The organism is Streptosporangium sp. NPDC049078, assembly GCF_040648855.1.
In the GTDB taxonomy this organism is placed as follows: Bacteria; Actinomycetota; Actinomycetes; order Streptosporangiales; family Streptosporangiaceae; genus Streptosporangium.
In genome coordinates, this window is record NZ_JBEZEL010000021.1 from 13086 (window position 1) to 33219 (window position 20134).

Below are 20134 nucleotides of genomic sequence, written 5' to 3' on the forward strand. Positions count from 1 at the left end.
TCGCCTGACAATCCCGGATGACGATCGCCGGGGTCGGCGAGCCCTCAGTCTTTCCTCTTCTCCGATTCTCCGGACACGGCTCGCCTTGGATGGACCTGATCCATGTACCGGCGAAGAGATCTGCCGGTGTCCGCGCCGTTCGCGGATGTCGGCATCGTCACATAGCGAACCGTCCTTCGGGCTCGGGGCGCGACTCCTTCAGTGGAGGGTCTGGGCTCCGATGACGGAGAGCAGGTTCAGCTTGTCGTGGCTCTCGCTGCCGGGAACGGCGGTGTAGACGAGCAGTGAGTGGGCCTGGTCGGGGTCGACCAGTCTCTGGCAGGTCAGCTCCAGGGCTCCGACTTCGAGGTGGATGAAGTGCTTGACCTCGTGGGGGCGTATCCCGATCTCGTGGGCGTCCCACACGCGCCGGAACTCGTCGCTGCGGGCGAGGAGCAGGTCGGCGAGGTGCGCGGCTCGGGATCCGGGGCCGCGGAGGGTGGCGATCTCGCGTAGTCCCGAGGCGAACATCCGGGTGAGGAACGGATGTTCTTCCGGCGCGTAGAGATCCCGTGCGGCCGGATCGGTGAACCACCGGTATCCCAGGCTGCGGGCGGGCCCGGCGTAGCGGGTCGTGTCGCCGGTGAGCGCGACGCCCATCGAGGTCTGCCGCAGGGTCTCGCCGAGCTCGGTGACGATCTCCGCGGGAGTGTCGTCCAGACGGTCGAAAATGCGCAGCAGGCCGGGGCTGATGTGCTCGCCGACCCCGCCGCGGGCGGGTGGGTTCTGCCCCGCGAGACGGAACAGATGGTCTCGTTCGTCGAGCGAGAGGTGCAGGCCCTGGGCGATCGAGGCGAGCATCTGGCTCGACGGCCGCGGTCCGCGTTCTTGCTCAAGGCGGGAGTAGTAGTCGGTCGACATGTGGCACAGCGACGCGACCTCCTCGCGCCGTAGCCCGTTCGTCCTGCGACGGGGACCGCGCGGGAGGCCGACGTCCTCAGGTTGCAGCACTTCTCGGCGGCTTCTGAGGAACTCCGCCAGCCCGGCGCGATCGATCATGGCATTCCCTCCGCTCGCGGTGCTGCTTCGTTTCTATCGTCTTCGCGTGACGGCAACCACGGACCGTCGGTCCCCCTCTCGAAGGCGTCCGAGGCGTCTGCGACAGGAGTCCGCATCCACGGATCGATGGTCCCTGGAACATCCACGCCGCCTCCGGGACCGTGGATCCGAGACGACACCACAGGGAGCAGAGCAATGTCGCGTCAAGCAATCGACATCACCATTCCGGACCTGTCAGGAAAGCGCGCGCTCGTCACCGGCGCCAGCGACGGCATGGGGCTGGGCATGGCCGCGCGACTCGCCGCGGCCGGCGCGGAGGTCGTCATGCCCGTCCGCAACCCCCGCAAGGGCGAGAACGCGATCGCCGCGATCCGCCGGAACCTCCCGAACGCGAAGCTCTCGCTGCGCGGCCTCGACCTGTCGTCGCTCACGTCGGTCCAGGCCCTCGGAGAGACTCTCCGCGAGGAGGGGCGGCCCATCCACATCCTGATCAACAACGCGGGCGTGATGACCCCGCCGAGCCGGCAGACCACGGCGGACGGCTTCGAACTCCAATTCGGCACCAACCACCTCGGCCACTTCGCCCTCGTCGCCCACCTCCTCCCGCTGCTGCGCGCCGGTCGTGCCCGCGTCACGTCGCAGGTCAGCATCGCCGTGAGACGCGGCGGCATCAACTGGGACGATCTGAACTGGGAACGCGACTACGACGCCATGCGCGCCTACCGGCAGTCCAAGATCGCGTTCGGGCTCTTCGGTCTCGAACTGGACCGTCGCAGCAGGACCCACGGATGGGGCATCACCAGCAACCTCTCCCACCCCGGAGTGGCCCCCACCAGCCTCCTCGCCGCCCGCCCCGAGCTCAACCGCGACAGGGACACCGGTGGCGTCCGCCTGATCCGCGCGCTCTCGGCGCGCGGCATCCTCGTCGGCACCGTCGAGACCGCGATGCTGCCCGCGCTCATGGCCGCGACCGACCCCGACGCCAAGCCCGGCGTCCTCTACGGCCCCAAGGGCCTCGGCGACCTGGGCGGCGCACCGGCCGAGCAGCGGATGTATTCTCCGCTACGCGGTACGGAGGACGCCGAGCGCGTCTGGCGGATCTCGGAGCAGCTCACCAAGACCGTCGTTCCGGCCACTTGACCCACGCCGAGGCCTTACGGGGGTGCACATCAGAAAGATCGTCCTCATTCTGGCGTTGGGCGCGGTCGCCTGCACTCCCGACGCCTCTCCGGCAAGGCAGGAAACCGGCGTGCCGGCCTCGTCCTCGCCCGCCACCTCGGTAACCGTCGAGTGTGAGGCGACGGTCGGCGGAGAGCAGGTCCCCCCTGCCGGGTTCGAGATCATCGGTGGTGCGGTTGCGCTGCCGACGAGCCGTGATCGATCACATGCCCTGCAGGCCGGCGAGGTGAAGCTGCCTGACGGGAAGACGGGATTGTTCGCGAAACAAGGGCTGCTCGTACGGCGGGGCGAGCTTGTCGAGCTGATCGTTCCGGAGAATTTTCGGGGCCGGTTCTGGATGAAATGGGGCAGGCCGGAGCCGCTGGGCGACCACGTGATTGTCGATCGCTGCGACTCGGACAAGGAATGGACGGCATTCGCGGGTGGCTACACCGTCCGGCGTGCTGCCTGTCTTCCGGTAGATGTTCGAGTCGGGAACGGTGAGCTGCACCGGGTGCAGATCGGTATCGGGGCGCCGTGTCCGGGACAACGGCCCGCGCCCGAGGCCGATTCGGGCTCTGGCTGAACCGGCGGCTCGCAGGTGACCGGGGCGCCGGGCTGCCGCGATGTCGGGTTGGCGGCAGCGGTGTAGAGAGTTCTGGATAAAAAATATCCTCATATATCCGTCAATGTCGTTTATGTCTGCTTAGACATTGAGAGACGTGCCGAAAACGGGGCTAAGTTTGTTTCAGTGAACGGCTGAGGCATGAACTCCGCGAGAGGTGTCGGCGGGCGTGGTAAATGATCAGGAAGGCCTGTTTCCGGACTTAAGGGATAGACGGCAAGGGCTTAATCTGTCATCCGAAATCGCCGCCGGACCGGTCGAAAACAAACAGGAAGCCCCTGATCCAGATGGCGGGCGGTTGTGAGCAGGCGGACGATCATCGGAGCCCGTTACGAGCTGGACCCTCTCTCGCGTCGCTCGGGAGGAATGGGCGAGGTGTGGTTCGGCTACGACAACCGCCTCGACCGGCCGATCGCCATCAAGTTCATCAGGATCGACAAGCTGCCCGACGGCCGCGAGGACGAGGAACTCGCAAGACGCTTCGTGCGCGAGTCACGGATCACCGCCCGACTTGAGCACCCGGGGGTCCCCACGGTCTACGACTGCGGATCGCACGACGACGACCTCTACCTCGTCATGCAACTCGTCAACGGCGCCCCCGTCTCCTCGCTTCTCGACGAGACACAGGTGCCCGTCGCCTGGGCGGTGGCGATCGCCGCGCAGGTCTGCTCGGTGCTGGCCGTGGCCCACGCCAACTCCCTGGTGCACCGCGACCTCAAACCCGCCAACCTGGTGCTCTGCCCCGACGGCACGGTGAAGGTGCTCGACTTCGGGATCGCCGCCGCGCTGGCCGGTACGGAGACGACCCGGCTCACCAGAACAGGAGAGATACTCGGCACGCCGGCCTACATGGCACCGGAACAGGCGATGACCGGAATCGCCGGTCCGCAGAGTGATCTCTACTCCCTCGGCGTGATCCTGGACGAGATGCTCGCGGGCGAGAACCAGTTCGCCGCCCCCACCGCGCTCGCCTCGATGCGCAACCACACGGACGTCCCGCCCCGGCCGCTGCGCGCCAGAAGGCAGGGCATCCCCGAAGGTCTGGAGCGGCTCGTCCTGTGGCTGCTCGCCAAGTCACCCGAGGAACGGCCGGCCAACGCGGGGGTGGTCTACGAGCGGTTGCTGGACTTCTGCCGCGAACTGCCGCCCTTTCCCGGCTACGTGAACCTGGACGCGCCGCACCCGGTGCGCATGTACGCCGCGGTCGTCGGACGCGTCGCCCCCATGGGAGCGAACCGGAACCGTCGGCCCGCCGATCCGGTACGGCCGCCGCGGATCAGGCTCGCCGCGGAATCGGCGCAGATCGGAGGGGACGATCTTGAACGCGCTCGCAGGGACGCGAGGAAGCTCAAGGTGGAGTCCCGTTTCACCCAGGCGGCGGATGTGCTCGCGGAGGTGATGCGCCCCGCCGAGGGTTCGTTCGGCTCGGCCAGCTCCGAGGTGGTGGACCTGCGGATCGAGCTCGCCGAGGCGCTCTTCCTCGGCGGGGACTACCGCCGGGCGGCGCCCGAGTTCCGCCGGCTGGCGATCGACGTGGCCCAGGTGGAGGGACCCGGCAACAACCTCGCACTGCGATGCCGGTTGATGGAGGCGAACTGCCACGCGGCGGTGGGGGAGATGAGCCTCGCCCTGACGCAGTTTCGCGAGCTCCTCGCCGACGAGAGGCGGTTCGGTGCCGACGAGGAGCGGATCTTCGAACTCCGGCGTCAGATCGGGCTGGTGGAACTCGGTTCGGGTCACCGGACCCAGGCCAGGCGCACGCTGGGCGACCTGCTGGGCGACCTGGAGCGGAAGTACGGTCCGCAGCACGCGGAAGCCGGTAAGGTCCGCGCGATCCTCGAAGCTCTCGACGATCGATGACGCCTCCGCGACATCGGCGTCCTTCGTCGTACGGAAAAGGTCGATGACGCCCCGGCGACGTCGACATCGTTCGCCGTACGGAAAAGGCAGGAGCCCTTTCCGCCTGCCGGACGGGAAGAGGGACACCGGATACCGGGACGCGTGAACCACGAGCCTCCCTTGTCCCCGACCAACACGTGGTCAGGAAGAGTGACCGAAAACCAGCCCCGGGTTACATGACCGGCGCTCTAGGACCAGGACTCCCAGGCTGCCAGTAGAACTTTCGCCGTTTCTCTGTCCATTTTATAGCCTTCGTCCGACTTCTTGATGAGAGATGCGCGGCCGTAAGCGTCACAGAACTGGTCGATGCGACGGATGGTTTTTAGAACGTTGGCCTCCGTGGCCTCCATCTCTCCGGCAAGATACTCCAAAGGGTAGAGGTGGTCCGGTCTGGAGGAAAATATGTGCAGAAGATGTTGGGCGTGAGGGATGTCTTCGCAGGTTTTGCTCATGATGGCGGCTTCAGTGATCATCTCTTCTGAGAATGTCCACGGCCTGGAAAGGCCTGCCGGATTTGGTGAAACGTTTTCTCGATTCGCCATGTTTCCTCTTTTCTTCTAGGCGGATACGAAAGTGTCCGCCTTCCTCGGAGGTGCTGGGCTCAGGCTGCTGATTTTCGTATCACCTATCATCTACAACCGGCCGACCTCCTGGTGTGGACTTCGCCCGGCCGGTACGCATCCACCGTGCCCGTGAATGTGCCAGGAGACTCGGCTGGGTCGGGACGCTCCAAGCCGGTTGAGGATGAGATAAGGCTCATTTCGCACGCGTAGTGAGGTCAGGCGGGCGAAGATGGCGTCAGGCGCGTCGGGACCTTCCAGGTGAGCAGCGTGAGAACTTTCATCATCGGAAGACTTCGACCCCTACCCGGCCACCACCGCGCACACCGCCCACGCCCTTGACAGCGCAGAGACACTTCAGGAGCCGATGATGGATGACGACATTCAGCTGATCAGCGACGGCGACGGCCTGGCGGTCATCGGAAGTCCGGCGGCCGTCGAACGCTTCCTCGCCTCCGAAGGACTGCCGTCGAAGGATCTCGGACTGCCAAGGCTCCGATCCACCCTCGGCGCCGCGGCCGGAGTCGCGCAGGCGGGTTCCGAGATCGCCGCCAACTCGGGCCGCTGGGTGAAGTTGACCAAGGAGTCCGCGCAGGCTCTCAAGAAGTACAAGCTGATGAAAGGTTCGAGTCCGGGTGTCAACCGTGCCGTGTTGACGGAGAACAGCAAGATCAAGGGACTCCTCGAATTCGTGAAAACGCCAGGACTGCGTCCGACCAACCCGGCGCTTCTGGCCAATGTCGGGGTGCTCATGGCGCAGCTCGCGATGCAGCAGGCCATGAACGAGATCACCGACTATCTCGCCGCGATCGACGAGAAAGTCGACGATGTGCTCCGCGCCCAGAAGGACGTGGTGCTGGCGGACATGATCGGAGCGGGCTTCGTCATCGAGGAGGCCATGACCGTCCGGGAGCAGGTGGGCCGGGTCTCCGAGATCACGTGGTCGAAGGTGCAGGCCACGTCGATGACGATCGCGCGAACCCAGGCCTACGCGCTGCGCCGACTCGACGCGCTCGCAGAGAAGATGGAGAACAAGACCAAGATCGGTGATCTCGCCAAGGCGTCCAAGGACGCGGAGGTCGCGGTTCGGGAGTGGCTCGCCGTTCTGGCTCGTTGCCTCCAACTGCACGACGCGATCGCCGTGCTCGAACTCGACCGCGTGCTCGACGCGTCTCCGGACGAGCTGGACCGGCATCGCCTCGCACTCCGGGTCGCCCGGCAGAACCGGATGGAACTCATCTCGCGGAGCACCGAGCGTCTGATGGCCCGCGTCGTCGCGGCTGCCGACGCGGCCAACACGAAGGTGCTGCTGCACCCGACCGCCTCTCCAGCCGTGGTGCATTCGAGCAACCACGTCGCGATCGCCGTCGTCGACTTCCACGGGCGGCTCGGGATCGAGCGGGGGCGGCAGTCATTGGACGCGAGACGGTGGGGGGACGCGGCCGCGGAGGCGAGAGACAGGGTGCTGGAGACGGGAGCGGAGGGCGTCAATACCGCCAGGCGCCTCGGTAACGAGACCTTCGACCGAGCCAGATCGGTGACCGGCAGGCTCTCCGGCGGGATCACCGAGCGCGTGCTCCGACGGCGCGGCGACAACGAGGAACGCGACAAGGAAGGCTGAGACACCGGCACAGGTGCGCCGGAGGTGGGCCGGTCGCTGCTGGAAGCCTGCGACGCCGGGGTGGGGGCGGCGAAGATCCTGCTCCAGGAAGAGAACCCGTCGGAGGCGAGTTCATGTTCGGGACCGAGAGAGGTAGGGCCTGCCTGGTTGCCTGGTTGCCTGGTTGCCTGGTTGCCTGGTTGCCTGGTTGCCGGGTACCGAGGGACGGGTGACGGGTGACGACGCAGCCGTGCCCCCGCGCGTCACCCCGGCGGCGACGGTGTGGCACGGGCGTTAACGCCGCTGATACCGGTCATCGGATACGACTTCGATCATGCGAATACTGGTGGCGGAGGACGAACGGGACCTGGCAGACCTGGTGGCCATGGGGTTGCGGCGGCACGCGATGGCGGTCGACGTCGCGTACGACGGCGAGGCCGCGATGGAGCGGCTCACCGTCAACGACTACGACGTGCTCGTGCTGGACCGGGACCTGCCCAGGATATCCGGCGACGTGATCTGCCGGGACCTGGTGCGGGCCGGGGCACGCACCCGCATCCTGATGCTGACCGCGGCCGCGTCGATCCCCGAGCGGGTCGCGGGCCTGGGGTTGGGCGCCGACGACTACCTGCCCAAACCCTTCGACTACACCGAGCTGGTGGCGCGGGTACGTGCCCTGGGGCGGCGTAGCCAGGCAGCGCTGCCACCGGTGCTGGAACGCCACGGGATCGTGCTGGACCCGCAGCGGATGCAGGTCTCCCGGGACGGACGCTTCCTGAGGCTGTCGTTGAAGGAGTACGCGGTGCTTGAGGTGCTGATGCGGGCGAACGGGACCGTGGTCAGCGCCGAGGCGCTGCTGGAGTCGGCGTGGGACGAGCACGCCGACCCGTTCACCACCGTGGTACGCGTCATCATCAGCCGGTTGCGCGCCAAGCTGGGCGACCCGCCGTGCATCCACACCGTGCCGGGCGCCGGATACCTGCTGTGACCCGGCGTACGCCCCGGAGGAACCCGGCGCTCCCGGTACACGACCGGGGGCGCGCGGCATGCCCGGCGTACGGTCGGAAAGGCACGGCATGCCCGGCACACCGTCGGAGAAGGGCGGTGCGTCCGGCGTGCGGTCCGGAGACGCGCGGTGCCGGGGGTCCGCTGTGAGCGGGCGCGCGGCCCGGAAGGTCTTCGGCACGGTACGGATGCGTCTGACCCTGCTGTACACCGGCCTGTTCCTGGTCACCTCGACGATCCTGCTCACCGTGGTGAACCTGCTGCTCAGCAACGCGCTGGAGAGCCGGGTCAGATCCATCAAGGAGGACTTTCCGCCCTTTGAACGATTCCCCCCGGGGGTGCCCGCGCCGAGGGCACCGGACCTGCCCGACCTCCCGGCGCGCCCCGAGGTCGTCGACGTCGTGAACACCCTGTCCGGCGCGGTGCTGCGCTATCAGTGGACGGTGAGCGCGATCGTGATCGCCCTGCTCACCGTCGTCTCGGTGGCCGCCGGCTGGTGGCTGGCCGGACGGGTGCTGAGCCCGCTGCGGCACATCACCGCCACCGCGCGCCGTCTCTCCCTGTCCAACCTGCACGAACGGATCGGGCTCGCCGGTCCCCGTGACGAGCTCACCGACCTCGCCGAGACCTTCGACGCGATGCTGGAACGGCTGGAACGGTCGGTCGACAGCCAGCGCCGGTTCATCGCCAACGCCGCCCACGAACTGCGGACCCCGCTCTCCGTCCAGCGGGCCGCGATCCAGATCGGGCTGGACGACCCGCTGCCGGACCGGCTGGTCCCGGTACGGGAGAAGCTGCTCACCGCGAACCGCAGGACCGAGCGGCTGATCGACTCGTTGCTCCTGCTCGCCCAAGCGGAACACGGCCCGGACGGCATGGAGCCGGTGGCCCTCGACGCGCTGGTCCGCCAGGCGGTCGAGGAGACGGCCGTCGACGGCGTCGACGGCATCGTCATCACCTCGGAGATCCGGCCGGTCGTCGTCGCGGGTGACCCGATCCTGCTCGGCAGGCTCCTGACCAACCTGCTGCAGAACGCGGTCCGCCACAACCGTCCCGGCGGGACCGTGCACGTCGGCCTCACCGTGACCGGCGTGCTGACCGTACGCAACACGGGTCCCAAGGTGCCCGCAGAACGGGTCGACGAGCTGTTCCAGCCGTTCCGCAGGCTGCACTCCCGGACCGGAAGCGCCGACGGCGCCGGTCTCGGCCTGTCCATCGTGGCCTCGATCGCCCAGGCCCACCACGCCACCGTCACCGCCCGGCCCAACCTCGGCGGTGGCCTCGAACTGACCGTGATCTTCCCCGTCCTTAGGGGCTGACATGAGTCTCCTCGTCCGCAGCGGCCGACCGTGAGCTCCGCAACGGCAGACTGTGAGCTCCACAGCGGTCGAGCGCGACTCTTCTCACGTAGCAGCCGACCACGAGCTTCCCCGCACGCGGCGAGGGAGCGTGAGCCTCCTCGCCCGCGACACAGAGGAAGGAGCCCGGCGGTCGCCGGGCTCCGTGAGCGGGGAAGGGCTACTTCAGCAGGGTGAGGGCCTTCGTGACGCCCGGGTCACGTCCGGCGGACAGGTCCGCCGAGGTCATCGGGGCCTGGTGGTCGGGGGCGACACCGATGGTGTTCACGACCTCCCGGTTCGCTCCGATCTCGTGCTTCTTGGGCAGGATGAGGACGCTGCCGTCGTCGAGCAGATAACCGGCTCCGGGACCGGACACCGCGCCGGCGGTGCGGGTGCCGACCAGGGTGCCGAGACGGAGATCCTTGACCGTGCTGGTGAAGGAGTCGCACGCCGAGGCGCAGTTGCGGTCGGTGAGCGCGACGAGGGGCAGACCCAGCAGCGGCACGGTGTCGTCGCTCCGGTTGGCGGTGCAGCGGCCGTGCACGTCGCACCAGTAGCTGGTGACCTTGCCGTGCGTCCAGGCACCGAGCAGCCTGGAGACCTCCTGCGGGCTGCCGCCGCCGTTGCCGCGCAGGTCCAGCACGACCCCGCGCAGGGTCGCCTTCTCGCGCAGGGAGGCGATGGCCTCAAGGACCTTGTCCGCCGCGCCGGGGAAGAAGCCCGGCAGCGCGACGTAGGCGACGGAGCCGGAGAGCAGCTTGGACTCGACCTTCGGCTCGGAGCCGGAGGAGGGGGCGGGGGTCACCGAGACGTCGACGGTGCCGCCGGTGGAGGGACGGCGCAGGGTGAGCCGGACCGCCTTGCCCGCCGGGGGCCTGATGAGCCCGTCGAGGACTCCCTGGGAGAGCACCCCGTTGACGAAGAGCGGCACCCCGTCGACCGAGACGAGTTCGTCGCCCGGCCGGATCCCCGCCTTCGCGGCCGGACCTTCCTGGCGTACGTCGGTGACGAAGAGCGGCGGGGTGGCCGCCGGATCGATCACCCCCGGGGGACGGATGCCGGAGAGGCGGGCGCCGAGGGACAGCCCGCCGGGGGTCGGGCGGTCCCAGTTCGCGTGGTTGTCGTCGAGGCTTCGCACCATCCCCCGCATCGTCGCCTCCGCGACCGCCTGCCGCACCTCGGGGTCGGCGGGCAACGTGCCGACGACCTTCTGGTAGACGGCGCGGAACGCGGCCCAGTCGGCGTTCCTGTCGCCGGTGAGCGCGGGCATCGTCGCGTTCGGCCGGTCGAGTCCGCGGCGCTGCAACTCCTGGGTGAGCGCGGTGAACGCGGGCACCAGCAGCGCGCGGGGATCCAGGACCGGGCCGCTGTAGTAGTTGGCGAAGACGCAGTGGTATGCCTGCTCGAGGGTGGTGACGGTGGTCGGCTTCAACGGCGGAGGCTCGGACGGCCCCGACGGTCCTGACAGGGACACGCACGCCGGTGATCGGCCGCCGTACCCACGGTCGGCGCTCGCGCCGGTGGCCCCGGAACCGATGAGAGCGGCGAGCGCGATCGCGATGACGAACGATTTTCTGCTTCTCATGCCGCCGAGCTTCGCGATCATGCTGTTGCCCGGATGTGAACGCGAACGTTAACACCGCCGTAGCGGTCCCTCCGGTAGGAACACTGCTTTTGGGAGCCCGGCGCCGGTCACGGGGCGATGGGGACTGGCCGCGACCGACGATGGCCGGACGCGATCGACCGTGACCGGCCGCGACCGGTTGCTTCGGTTCAGCCGAGAAGGTGGCCGATGGTGGCGTTGACGTGGTCGGGGACCGGGTCGTGCCGGTCGCCGACCGTCGGAGTGCCCGTCGGTTCGAACATCAGGATCGAGGCGCCCCCGACCGACGACGGCCGGTGCTCGACACCGCGAGGTACGACGAACACCGCCCCCCGCTGCAGCGTGACGACCCGTTCGCCCCGACCGGTGCCCGCGTCGCCGTCGCCGTCGCCGTCGCGCAGGGCGATGGACAACTCCCCGTTGAGCACCATGAAGAACTCGTCGGTGTTCTCGTGGACGTGCCAGATGTGCTCCCCGGACACCTTCGCGATCCGGACGTCGTAGTCGTTCACCCGGGTGACGATCCGCGGGCTCCACAGCTGGTCGAAGCCGGCCAGCGCGGTCCGCAGGAGGACTGGTTCATCGTTCATGGGGCCATCGTGGTGGTTGGCGCCCGTACGGTGCGAGTGCTAGGAATCGCATATGTCGCATGGATCCTCGCAGGCAACGGCGCATCGGCCCCACCGGGTGACCGTGATCGTCGACAACGGCTCGAACCCGTTCGAGCAGGGCGTGGCGACCGAGCTGTTCGGGCTGCGCCGTCCCGAGATCGATGTGCCGTGGTACGCCTTCACGCTCAGCTCCGCGCTGCCCGCCGTCCGCATGCACGCCGGGATGTTCACGCTACAGAAGGTGCCTGATGAGTATTCATGAGATCAACGGCCGTATCGGCGCCCTGGAGTCCTGGTGCCGGGCCATCGACCGGACCGCCCGCACCCGGCCCGCGCGCTCCAAGTCGTCGGCGTCCCTGAAGTACCACCGCAACCGTTGCCTGTGAAGGGCTGATGGATGACCTGACCAGGCGGGATTACGGCATCACCAAGGAGGACGGGTGAGTGCTGAAATATGGGCGGCGATCTTCGCCGGTATCGCTCTCTTCGGATCGTTCGGAGCGTGGCGTACCGCGTTCCACGCCAAGCAAGCCGCGGCGGCACTTACCGCGATCGAGGCCCGCCGCTGGCACGCCGAAATGACGCCCACCTTCAACGTCACCTGTGCTCGCGAATGGCTCGGCGACACGCTCGGCGAGCGGGCATTTTTGAGAATTCGTTTCACCGGCCCGCCGGGACTCGACGAGCTGACTATCAAGGTGGCAGTGCGAGACGACTGGCCCGACCGCAAGTCCGTCCTCACCGGCGGACCTACGCAGGAGCAGATCAAGGCTCAGGTCTGGGGCCCGTGCGGGTTCGTCCACGGCGTGGACGGCGGCTCCGAAGACGGACGCAACGCCGCCCCGTTCTCGCTGCTGCTCGGTGACGGCCGCCAACTCGCCCTGGACCGCACAGTGAGCCCTCACTGGGCCATCCCCGCAGACTGGCATCAACGCTACGACCGCGCCCCTTTGCGGCTCGCATTGCACTGCACCCACGGAGACGACAAGCCATGGACCGTGCACTACGAGGTACCCATCGACGAGACCAAACCGGTGTGAAGCACCCGCCCCGCAACACCGCTGAGATGCCGGAGAGGCGATGATCTCCTCTCCTTCCTTTCATTGATCGATTGATCTAACCAGGGCCACTGTGATCGGCAGCAGCCCGCTACAGCCGGGACGAGCGCCCTATCTGCGGTTATCAAGGAGAACTCCGTGATTCACGCCAGTCTGATCGTCATCTACACCGATCAGCTCGACGCCTGCCACGGCTTCTACTCCAGGCTCGGCCTCACCTTCGTCAAGGAGCAGCACGGCGCCGGCCCCGAGCACTACGCCGCCACCCTCGACGGCACCGTGTTCGAGCTCTACCCCGCCACCAGCCGCCGCCCCGCCACCGGGAGTCTGCGGCTCGGCTTCACCGTCCCGGCCGATGCCGTCACGCTGTCACCCGGTCGGCACGTCCTTACCGACCCCGATGACCGCGTCGTCGAGCTTTACGTCCATCAGGAAACTGGCCTGGGCGGGTTGTAGAGGCGCCCCCGTGTCAGCGGCGTTGCCGTGTGCGTAGCCCGCAGTGGCGAGAAGCGGGAGCATCAGCGCGATGCCCAAGGAAGTTCGCCATTTCGGTTCTTCTGTCCTTGCTCTAGAGGATCAGGTCGCGATCGTTCCACCGAGGATGCGCTGCACTGCCGACAGCGTCATCCCGTCAGGGCAAATCACCGCTCACGTATCGCCATGGACGATCAGTGGAGCGAACCCCAGATCACGAGACGATTTCGCGAGCCACTCAACCTCAGCAGCTCGATCCGTCGCGCTCCCATAAGCCGCGAAGTTCGGGTGCGGATGGGGGTTTTCAAAAGGGAGGTTTCGCTCGTCTGCCAAGCTTCCCGGCAGGACGCTCGGAGAGTGTCCTGCCGGGTTCGACGTTCTCCAGGGAGTCAGGCGAAACCGTCGAAGTGGCCGTTTTTGATGCCGTTGATGAATACGGTCCAGTCGTTGCGGCGGAGGATGAGGGTTCCGCCGTCGCGGTTCTTGGTGTCGCGGACGGCGACGTCGTTGCCGACGAAGGCCATTTCGACGCAGCTCGGGCCGTCGCCGCTGAGGCTGCTCTTGCGCCAGCGTGCTTGGGAGAGGTCAGGTTTCCGCATCCTGTGTCCTCGGCGGGTGGGGGTTAGGGGAGGGCGTCGAGGTTGCCGTTCTTGATGCCGCCGATGAAGGCGTTCCACTCGGTGCGGCTGAAGACGAGGGTGCCGCCATCGCGGTCTTTGGTGTCGCGGACGGCGACGTCGTTGCCGACGAAGGCCATTTCGACGCAGCTCGGGCCGTCGCCGCTGAGGGTGCTCTTGCGCCAGCGTGCACCGGACAGATCTGGTTGCATCTCGGTTCCTTTCGCTAGTGATCTCTGTGTAGAGATGCGAGTAGCGCAGCCGTGTCGGTGGGGCTGAGCGCTATCGCGCGAAGGTGCTCACATATCTGGTTATACCTCTGAATTTCCGTTTCTTTCTCAAGAAATAAGTCGCCGGCCATGCTGTCGATGTGGATCACATCGGGGGCATCCGGGCCGAACTTCAGGACGATGAAGCTGCCGGGCATCCCTGGGTGGGCTCCGGCTGAGAACGGGATGATCTGAACGGTGATGTGCGGACGCTTGGCCTGTTGGGCGAGATGTGCGATCTGATCGCGCATGATCGCTTCGCTGCCGACCTTCCGGTACAGAGCGGCTTGGTCCAGGATCGCCCATAGTCGGATCGGTGTGTCTCCTTCCAGGAGTGTCTGTCGCTGCATCCGTGCGGTAACCCGATGCTCGTTTTCGTCATCAGGAGCAGTCGGTCGCACACCTCGGATCACCGCTCGCGCGTAGTCCTCGGTCTGAAGGAGTCCGGGGATGAACAGCGATTCGTAGTTGATGGTCTGCTGTGCCTCGGCTTCCAAGCCGATGTAGGCGCTGTATTGGCCGAGAAGGTTCGCTTCGAAACCGTGCAGCCAGCCACGCTGCTTGGCCTCCTTCTGTAGGGCGATCAGGTTGGCGCGGGTTTCGTCGGTGATGCCATAGACGTCGAGCAAGGCTATGAGCGTTCTGAGCTGCGGTTTGGTCTGGGCGGTCTCGATTCGGTAGAGCGTGACGATGTTGACGTGGGTTTTCTCCGCAACGTCATCCTGGGAGAGTCCGGCGGCCTGACGGAGACGACGTAGTTCGGATGCCAGGCGTCGCAGACGCACCGTGGGAGGTTGACGTTTGCTGGATGGTGAGGGTGCCTTTTCGCCCATTCCCTGCCTCTCTCGCATTCGGTGCATTTCAGGATCATGTGTGAGATACAAATGAAGCCCTTGCGTTCACTTAACGTGATGCTGCATGCTCACAGAGTCAACCCTTCCAGGTTGGGTTCTTGCTGGAAGGCAAAACGAAGGATTTCCCCAGACGGCCAGGCGGACAATCTTCCCTCTCGGTGCGGCCCACCCCGTACCGGGTGCCCGCCCGGCCTCAGAGGTACGACCGGCGATACATCTGCGACGCTCCCCGGCCGTACTCCCGTAGGACCGGCACCGTGCCCCCTCGTCCCCCGTGGGGGAGCGCGGCGTCCCCGGCCGCGCGAACGGTGCCGGTCCTATGTCCGACGTACGAACCAGGAGCGGTGGAAAATGACCGATGTCGCCAGCAGCACGCAGTACCTCAAACTCTCCGTCTTCCCCACCTCGCCCTACTACGCCCGGGTCCACGTCCGGCGCGTACTGGAGAGCTGGCACCGGGACGACCTGATCGAGACCGCCCAGCTCCTCGTCTCCGAGCTGATCTCCAACGCGATCACCGCGCACACCGCGTGCCCCGAGGCCGCCAAGGCGATCCCGCACGCCGACCCGGACCAGATCTGGATGGACGTCTACCGGATGGGCGAGACCGTCGTCCTCCGCGTCTGGGACGCCAGTCCGCTCACCCCGGTCGTCCGCGATCCCGGCCCCGACGACGAGAACGGCCGCGGCCTGCACCTCGTCGATCTCCTCGCCACCGAGTGGGGCTACTACCGCCCCACCCCCGGCGGCAAAATCGTCTGGTGCACCCTGGCACCCCCACCTCCCGAAGAGCAGGAAGGAACGATCCAACCGCACCGATGAGAGAACAGCCTTCGCCGTTCGTCTTCCTGGCCCAAGCCAAGATGCTCGCCTGGATCGGAAAGCCCGCCCGTGGAGACCTCGCACCCGGTATGCATGAGGTCTCCGCGGCCGACCGCGCCGCTGTCGCGGCGATCCGGCTCTCCTACGTCAACAGGTGATCGACTTGGCCATCACGGCAGACCACATCCGCGCCGTCATCGGCGACTACCTCGACGCGTACCCCGAGGACAAGCAGAGCCTCACCCCGGCCCTGGAACTGCTCGACGACGGCGCGGACCTCACGACCCGCAGGGAATTCCGTGGCCACGCGACCGCCGCCGCGATCCTCGCCGGCCCCGACGGGCGGATCCTGCACATCCGCCACCTCGTCCTGGACAGCTGGCTGCTGCCCGGCGGTCACCTGGAGGCATCCGACACCACCCTCCTGGACGCGGCCCTGCGCGAACTCGAAGAGGAGACCGGCATCCCCGTCGCCGCCGTCACCCCGGCCGGGGGGCGTCCCCTCCAGATCGACATCCACTCCATTCCCGCCAACCCGGCCAAGGGCGAGCCGGACCACCGGCACATCGACTTCCGCTTCCTTTTCCACACCACCAGCGCGATCGGCCCGCTCCAGACCGAAGAGGTCACCGCCGCTGCCTGGCACGAGCCCGACAGCATCGGCGACCCCATCCTGAGACAGCGCATCATCCGAGCCCTTCGCTGAGATCTCCGGTTGGATTTCGAGTCCGCCAGATAGAGATCGCGTGCCGGAAAGCGGAGCCCTGGCAGAGACACGAGCGACATGGACGACATTCGGGCTCGGAACATTTCTGAAAGCATCGGAGACCTGACGGGAGAAGGCGCAAGCACAGGGCTCCCGATTTCATCGGGCTCCGACGCCACTTCCGTACCCTCAAGAGCACGACATTGTCGGTGTCTGTCGGCTACCCAGCGGTGTCGCATCGGCCCCCGGTGGGCCGACGGCATCCCTCTGAGGGGCGGCTCCTCGGCCCCTGACGCCCACGTTCGCAACGCCCTCCTGCGTGCTTACGCTGCCTGGGAGAACGCGGCTTCGCCTTGCTCACACAATGTCGGCGCACTCTCCGGCACATCACGCCAGCCTCAGCGGAATCGGCGACATCGTCAACGCCGCATTCGTCCTCTCGTTCCGAACACAGCTGCCTGAAACGAAAACCGCTGAGATCACCTCACATCACTACCGAGCAGGTAGACGCCCTGGATGCACCGCAATAGGACAAAGTTCCGATATGGCTAAGATGATCGTTTTTGTAGTATCGGTAAGACATTTCCCTGAATGCCAGGAATGCGGTTAAATTCCAGCGATAATGTTCCGATGGCCTTGGAAACAGCTGCCCTGGGGTTGGGTAAGGCGGTCGGTGAGCGTGCCTTGCGCACTTGGCTCACCTCTCGATCAACCGAGGAGAGCCGACGCAAAGACCTCGTTGAGCTGATGCGGGCTCGCTTCCCTGACCAACTGGTGCGCCGTAAGGCTGAACGTCAGATAGAAGACATTGCGGACGCGGTGACCGCACGCATACTGAAGGTCTGCGCGCACGAGTTCCCCGGCCTTGGCGATGACGATCGCCTGGTTGTGGTTGCTGAGGTAACCAACACGCTCCGCCGAGCGGACCTTTCCGATCACGCCATGCTGGCTGCTGATGCCGACCCTGTACGGTTGGCGCGAGCCGTACGAGAGAGCTTGGCCGCTCCGAAGGGCCTCGGCGAGGCGGCGTTCCGGCTCTATGAGGCTGTACTCGACGAATGTTGCGATTGCCTGGTCAGGGTCGTTCGCCACTTACCCGAGTTTCAGCCACGTGCCGCCGCCGAGATGCTCGCGCGCCTTTCCGGCGTAGGAGAGCAGATAGCCGCTGTGCTCGAGCGACTGCCGCTGCGCACGCTGGAGGCTCCGGAAGGCACAGACTGGGACACCGAGTTCCGGCGCCGTTATCTGGAACACATCTCACAGACGCTCGACAACCTGGAGCTGCTGGGAATACGGGTCGAACGGTTCCGGCCGCGCACCTCGCTGAGCGTGGCATACATCAGTTTGTCCGTCTCGGCCCTGCGGAGTAGAGCCGCTCACGAATCCTGGCACGAGGCGCCGGATGAGCCCGCGACCATGCGTGTGGAGAGCGCGCTCGGACAGGGACGCAGGATGTTGCTCAGGGGCGAAGCCGGCGGCGGCAAGAGCACGCTGTTGCGCTGGCTAGCGATCATGGTAGCCAGAGGCGGGTTCGAAGGGGAACTGGCCGAGTGGAACGGCTGCGTGCCGTACTTGGTGAAGCTCCGGAGCTACGCCGACCGCGACCTGCCCAGGCCTGAGCAGTTTCTCGATCTGAACGCCGGAGCGCTGGTGGGACTCATGCCGACGGGCTGGGTACATCGACAGTTGGCGTCAGGGCATGCGTTGTTGCTGATTGACGGGGTGGATGAACTCGCCGGAAACCAGCGCAAAGCGATCAAGCCGTGGTTGCGCGGACTGTTGACAGAGTTTCCCGCAATCCGGGTGGTGATCACCAGCCGCCCATCAGCCGCCGGCTCGGCGTGGCTGGACGAAGAGGGGTTTACGCCCGCGTTCTTGGAGCGGATGACTCCCTCGGACACCCGTGCGCTGATTGAGCACTGGCACGAGGCGATCAGACACAGCGCGGACCTGCCCTGCCCAGCCGAACACCTACCTGTCGTCCAGGCCAGGCTTCTGGCGCACCTCGACGGTGCGGCTCACCTGCGCGCGCTGGCAGCCACGCCGTTGCTCGCCTCCATGCTGTGCGCGCTCAACCTCGACCGTGCGTCGCAGTTGCCGCCGGACCGAATGGGTTTGTATGCGGCGGCGCTAGAGATGCTGCTGGAACGGCGCGATGCGGAACGGAGCATCCCCAGTTACGGCGAGGTTCACCTGGATCGCGCCCAGAAGATCCAAATTTTACAGGAGTTGGCCTGGCTGCTTTCCACGACCAACAGGGTGGAGTTGGCCAAACCCGCCGCACTGAATCGGGCGGAGAAGGTTGTGGCGGCCATGCCCCGTGTCCAAGCCACCGGTGCGCAGGTTCTTGATTACCTGCTCGACCGTAGCGGAGTAATCCGCGAGCCAGTGGAAGGGCGCATCGACTTCGTGCACCGGACCGTGCAGGAATATCTGACGGCACGGGCGGCGGCCGAAGGGGGAGATGTCGAGCCACTGGTGCTGAGCGCTCACCGCGATCAGTGGCGCGAGGTCGTGGTGATGGCTGCTGGGCACGCTAACGGACCGCTTAGGGAGGAACTGCTCAAGGGGCTGCTATCCCGTATGACGAGCGAGCCCAGATATGCGCGGCGGCTCAAGGTTCTTGTTTGCGCATGCCTGGAGACATTGCCGTCGGTGCCCGAACAACTGCGGGAGGCGGTGGACGGATGCTTGAGCGACCTCATTCCGCCGCGCGACGTGGCTTCGGCACGGTCGCTGGCGATGGCGGGACAGATTGTCCTCGACCGACTACCTGACGACCTCAGTGGACTTTCCTCGGCCGCCGCTCGCGCCTGCGTCAGAACAGCGTGGCTGATCAACGGCCCACGGGCACTCGACGTGCTGGCTCGCTACGCCTCCGATGGTCGACGAGAAGTCGAACAAGAGTTGGTCGCCGGCTGGCGCTACTTCGAGCCTGAGCTGTATGGGAAACGGGTGCTCTCATCTGTGAATACAGAAGGAAGGGGCCTCACAGTGCATACGGTTGGGCAACTCAAAGCCCTTCATCATCTCCCTCCGCAAAGGGGAATCTACGTTACCATCCCTATGGTCGAAGATCTGAGTCCGCTGTTATTCCATCGTGAATCGCTCAATTTTCTCGACCTGAACTGTGAGGTGACCAAGACGGCTCTGCAGACTGTTCGTGAGCTCAGTGAGTTGATAAGCATCACCAGCTCGTCGGTAGACGATATTGGTTTTCTATCTGATCTTCCTGGTTTGGTAAGAGCGCATCTGAATGAAATGTGGCATGTGACGGACTTCACCCCATTGCGCAACCTCTCCAATCTGACGCATTTAGACCTCGGGGGTGCCGCCCGATTGACAAGATGGGACATGCTGCCGTCACTCGACCGCCTTCTTCGGTTTGGTCTCTCTGGCGCGCCGATAATGAAGTCCATACATGAAATCGTCGAGCGTGCTCCTATGCTTCAAGCCTTGAGTCTGCAAAACTACGAGCAGTTGGCGAATCTGGAGGCACTCTCTCAACTCAGCCTCAAGTGGCTCTCTCTGTTAGGCGCCATCGAGCTTGAGGACATCTCTTTTATTTCGGGATGCGTCTCGCTCACCTCGCTGCAACTAGGTGAAATTCAAGTGCACGACCTTCGCCCCCTCGCTGCCCTCAAGCAGCTACATTTTCTTGGTCTCTATAACTGCCTTCAATTGCAGGATCTCTCACCCTTGGCCCATTTGAGTGAACTACGTGATCTGCAGTTGATGAATGCGGCGCCAGGCCTCAACCTTGCGCCGCTGGTCGGGAACTCACAGCTGACAGTGCACATCTTGGCCGGGCAGGAGGTGCGCAACGGTCACCTGCTTGGCAGACGCCTCAAAAAGCGCCGGTTCTGAGGGACTAAGGAGTGGGTGGCCACTGGAC

20 protein-coding genes and 1 pseudogene are annotated in these 20134 nt (G+C 66.0%); 14 read left to right on the forward strand and 7 right to left on the reverse strand.

Features of this window, described 5'->3' with window-relative positions:
• Positions 1–198: 198 nt before the first annotated feature.
• Entirely contained in the window at positions 199–1038 is an 840-nt protein-coding gene (locus AB0B90_RS31300; RefSeq protein ID WP_362926078.1) for a helix-turn-helix transcriptional regulator, read from the reverse strand.
• Positions 1039–1233: 195 nt separating this feature from the next.
• Between AB0B90_RS31300 and AB0B90_RS31305 the strand changes: the two genes are divergently transcribed.
• The 3 genes from AB0B90_RS31305 (at position 1234) to AB0B90_RS31315 (ending at position 4681) form a co-directional block, all read left to right on the forward strand.
• The gene (locus tag AB0B90_RS31305) at positions 1234–2178 is read left to right on the forward strand and encodes an SDR family oxidoreductase (protein ID WP_362926079.1); all 945 of its coding nucleotides are present in this window, start codon (positions 1234–1236) and stop codon (positions 2176–2178) included.
• Between the two features lie 22 nt (positions 2179–2200).
• Complete coding sequence (locus AB0B90_RS31310) at positions 2201–2782, forward strand: hypothetical protein (protein WP_362926080.1); 582 nt, start codon at positions 2201–2203, stop codon at positions 2780–2782.
• A 339-nt stretch (positions 2783–3121) separates the two neighbouring features.
• Positions 3122–4681 (forward strand): serine/threonine-protein kinase, encoded by a 1560-nt coding sequence (locus AB0B90_RS31315; RefSeq protein ID WP_362926081.1) that lies wholly within the window; start codon positions 3122–3124, stop codon positions 4679–4681.
• A gap of 227 nt (positions 4682–4908) precedes the next feature.
• On the opposite strand, the gene AB0B90_RS31320 is transcribed toward AB0B90_RS31315, so the two are convergent.
• The gene (locus tag AB0B90_RS31320) at positions 4909–5262 is read right to left on the reverse strand and encodes a hypothetical protein (protein WP_362926082.1); all 354 of its coding nucleotides are present in this window, start codon (positions 5260–5262) and stop codon (positions 4909–4911) included.
• 388 nt (positions 5263–5650) lie between these two features.
• On the opposite strand from AB0B90_RS31320, the gene AB0B90_RS31325 reads away from it, so the two are divergent.
• The 3 genes from AB0B90_RS31325 (at position 5651) to AB0B90_RS31335 (ending at position 9204) form a co-directional block, all read left to right on the forward strand.
• Positions 5651–6901, forward strand: coding sequence for a hypothetical protein (locus tag AB0B90_RS31325; protein ID WP_362926083.1), 1251 nt, complete (start codon positions 5651–5653; stop codon positions 6899–6901).
• A 313-nt stretch (positions 6902–7214) separates the two neighbouring features.
• Complete coding sequence (locus AB0B90_RS31330) at positions 7215–7868, forward strand: response regulator transcription factor (RefSeq protein ID WP_362926084.1); 654 nt, start codon at positions 7215–7217, stop codon at positions 7866–7868.
• Between the two features lie 163 nt (positions 7869–8031).
• Positions 8032–9204 (forward strand): HAMP domain-containing sensor histidine kinase, encoded by a 1173-nt coding sequence (locus AB0B90_RS31335; protein ID WP_362926085.1) that lies wholly within the window; start codon positions 8032–8034, stop codon positions 9202–9204.
• Positions 9205–9403: 199 nt separating this feature from the next.
• Here the strand turns inward: AB0B90_RS31335 and AB0B90_RS31340 are convergent, their stop codons facing one another.
• Positions 9404–10810 carry a S41 family peptidase gene (locus AB0B90_RS31340; protein ID WP_362926086.1) on the reverse strand — a complete coding sequence of 469 codons (1407 nt, stop codon included), beginning with the start codon at positions 10808–10810 and terminating at the stop codon, positions 9404–9406.
• A 188-nt stretch (positions 10811–10998) separates the two neighbouring features.
• Positions 10999–11418: a cupin domain-containing protein gene (locus AB0B90_RS31345; RefSeq protein WP_362926087.1), complete on the reverse strand. Its 420-nt coding sequence runs from the start codon at positions 11416–11418 to the stop codon at positions 10999–11001.
• A 97-nt stretch (positions 11419–11515) separates the two neighbouring features.
• Between AB0B90_RS31345 and AB0B90_RS31350 the strand changes: the two are divergent.
• From AB0B90_RS31350 to AB0B90_RS31365, 4 genes and pseudogenes are all read left to right on the forward strand, one after another.
• Positions 11516–11674, forward strand: a pseudogene (locus AB0B90_RS31350) (AraC family transcriptional regulator); the annotation flags it as partial.
• Between the two features lie 13 nt (positions 11675–11687).
• Positions 11688–11825 (forward strand): hypothetical protein, encoded by a 138-nt coding sequence (locus AB0B90_RS31355; RefSeq protein ID WP_362926088.1) that lies wholly within the window; start codon positions 11688–11690, stop codon positions 11823–11825.
• A gap of 54 nt (positions 11826–11879) precedes the next feature.
• Positions 11880–12479, forward strand: coding sequence for a hypothetical protein (locus AB0B90_RS31360; protein ID WP_362926089.1), 600 nt, complete (start codon positions 11880–11882; stop codon positions 12477–12479).
• A 156-nt stretch (positions 12480–12635) separates the two neighbouring features.
• On the forward strand, positions 12636–12953 hold the full coding sequence (locus AB0B90_RS31365; RefSeq protein WP_362926090.1) for a hypothetical protein: 318 nt from the start codon (positions 12636–12638) through the stop codon (positions 12951–12953).
• A 407-nt stretch (positions 12954–13360) separates the two neighbouring features.
• Here the strand turns inward: AB0B90_RS31365 and AB0B90_RS31370 are convergent, their stop codons facing one another.
• Genes AB0B90_RS31370 through AB0B90_RS31380 form a run of 3 tightly spaced genes read right to left on the reverse strand, consistent with a single transcriptional unit; the run spans position 13361 to position 14642 of the window.
• Entirely contained in the window at positions 13361–13570 is a 210-nt protein-coding gene (locus AB0B90_RS31370; protein WP_362926091.1) for a DUF397 domain-containing protein, read from the reverse strand.
• 23 nt (positions 13571–13593) lie between these two features.
• Positions 13594–13800, reverse strand: coding sequence for a DUF397 domain-containing protein (locus AB0B90_RS31375; RefSeq protein WP_362926092.1), 207 nt, complete (start codon positions 13798–13800; stop codon positions 13594–13596).
• 14 nt (positions 13801–13814) lie between these two features.
• Complete coding sequence (locus AB0B90_RS31380) at positions 13815–14642, reverse strand: helix-turn-helix transcriptional regulator (RefSeq protein WP_362926093.1); 828 nt, start codon at positions 14640–14642, stop codon at positions 13815–13817.
• Positions 14643–15062: 420 nt separating this feature from the next.
• On the opposite strand from AB0B90_RS31380, the gene AB0B90_RS31385 reads away from it, so the two are divergent.
• From AB0B90_RS31385 to AB0B90_RS31400, 4 genes are all read left to right on the forward strand, one after another.
• Positions 15063–15533 (forward strand): ATP-binding protein, encoded by a 471-nt coding sequence (locus tag AB0B90_RS31385; protein ID WP_362926094.1) that lies wholly within the window; start codon positions 15063–15065, stop codon positions 15531–15533.
• Positions 15530–15691 (forward strand): hypothetical protein, encoded by a 162-nt coding sequence (locus AB0B90_RS31390; protein WP_362926095.1) that lies wholly within the window; start codon positions 15530–15532, stop codon positions 15689–15691. Before AB0B90_RS31385 ends, AB0B90_RS31390 begins: the two co-directional genes overlap by 4 nt.
• A 5-nt stretch (positions 15692–15696) precedes the next feature.
• On the forward strand, positions 15697–16239 hold the full coding sequence (locus AB0B90_RS31395; RefSeq protein ID WP_362926096.1) for an NUDIX domain-containing protein: 543 nt from the start codon (positions 15697–15699) through the stop codon (positions 16237–16239).
• Between the two features lie 630 nt (positions 16240–16869).
• Positions 16870–20106, forward strand: coding sequence for an NACHT domain-containing protein (locus AB0B90_RS31400; RefSeq protein ID WP_362926097.1), 3237 nt, complete (start codon positions 16870–16872; stop codon positions 20104–20106).
• The last annotated feature ends 28 nt before the right edge of the window (positions 20107–20134 follow it).

Excerpts from the sequence above, each read along its gene's own strand:
- AB0B90_RS31385 (WP_362926094.1), top strand. The coding sequence starts at position 15,063 with ATGACCGATGTCGCCAGCAGCACGCAGTACCTCAAACTCTCCGTCTTC.
- AB0B90_RS31325 (WP_362926083.1), top strand. The coding sequence starts at position 5,651 with ATGGATGACGACATTCAGCTGATCAGCGACGGCGACGGCCTGGCGGTC.
- AB0B90_RS31330 (WP_362926084.1), top strand. The coding sequence starts at position 7,215 with ATGCGAATACTGGTGGCGGAGGACGAACGGGACCTGGCAGACCTGGTG.
- AB0B90_RS31300 (WP_362926078.1), bottom strand. The coding sequence starts at position 1,038 with ATGATCGATCGCGCCGGGCTGGCGGAGTTCCTCAGAAGCCGCCGAGAA.
- AB0B90_RS31400 (WP_362926097.1), top strand. The coding sequence starts at position 16,870 with ATGGCCTTGGAAACAGCTGCCCTGGGGTTGGGTAAGGCGGTCGGTGAG.
- AB0B90_RS31305 (WP_362926079.1), top strand. The coding sequence starts at position 1,234 with ATGTCGCGTCAAGCAATCGACATCACCATTCCGGACCTGTCAGGAAAG.
- AB0B90_RS31320 (WP_362926082.1), bottom strand. The coding sequence starts at position 5,262 with ATGGCGAATCGAGAAAACGTTTCACCAAATCCGGCAGGCCTTTCCAGG.
- AB0B90_RS31370 (WP_362926091.1), bottom strand. The coding sequence starts at position 13,570 with ATGCGGAAACCTGACCTCTCCCAAGCACGCTGGCGCAAGAGCAGCCTC.
- AB0B90_RS31390 (WP_362926095.1), top strand. The coding sequence starts at position 15,530 with ATGAGAGAACAGCCTTCGCCGTTCGTCTTCCTGGCCCAAGCCAAGATG.
- AB0B90_RS31375 (WP_362926092.1), bottom strand. The coding sequence starts at position 13,800 with ATGCAACCAGATCTGTCCGGTGCACGCTGGCGCAAGAGCACCCTCAGC.
- AB0B90_RS31345 (WP_362926087.1), bottom strand. The coding sequence starts at position 11,418 with ATGAACGATGAACCAGTCCTCCTGCGGACCGCGCTGGCCGGCTTCGAC.
- AB0B90_RS31355 (WP_362926088.1), top strand. The coding sequence starts at position 11,688 with ATGAGTATTCATGAGATCAACGGCCGTATCGGCGCCCTGGAGTCCTGG.
- AB0B90_RS31340 (WP_362926086.1), bottom strand. The coding sequence starts at position 10,810 with ATGAGAAGCAGAAAATCGTTCGTCATCGCGATCGCGCTCGCCGCTCTC.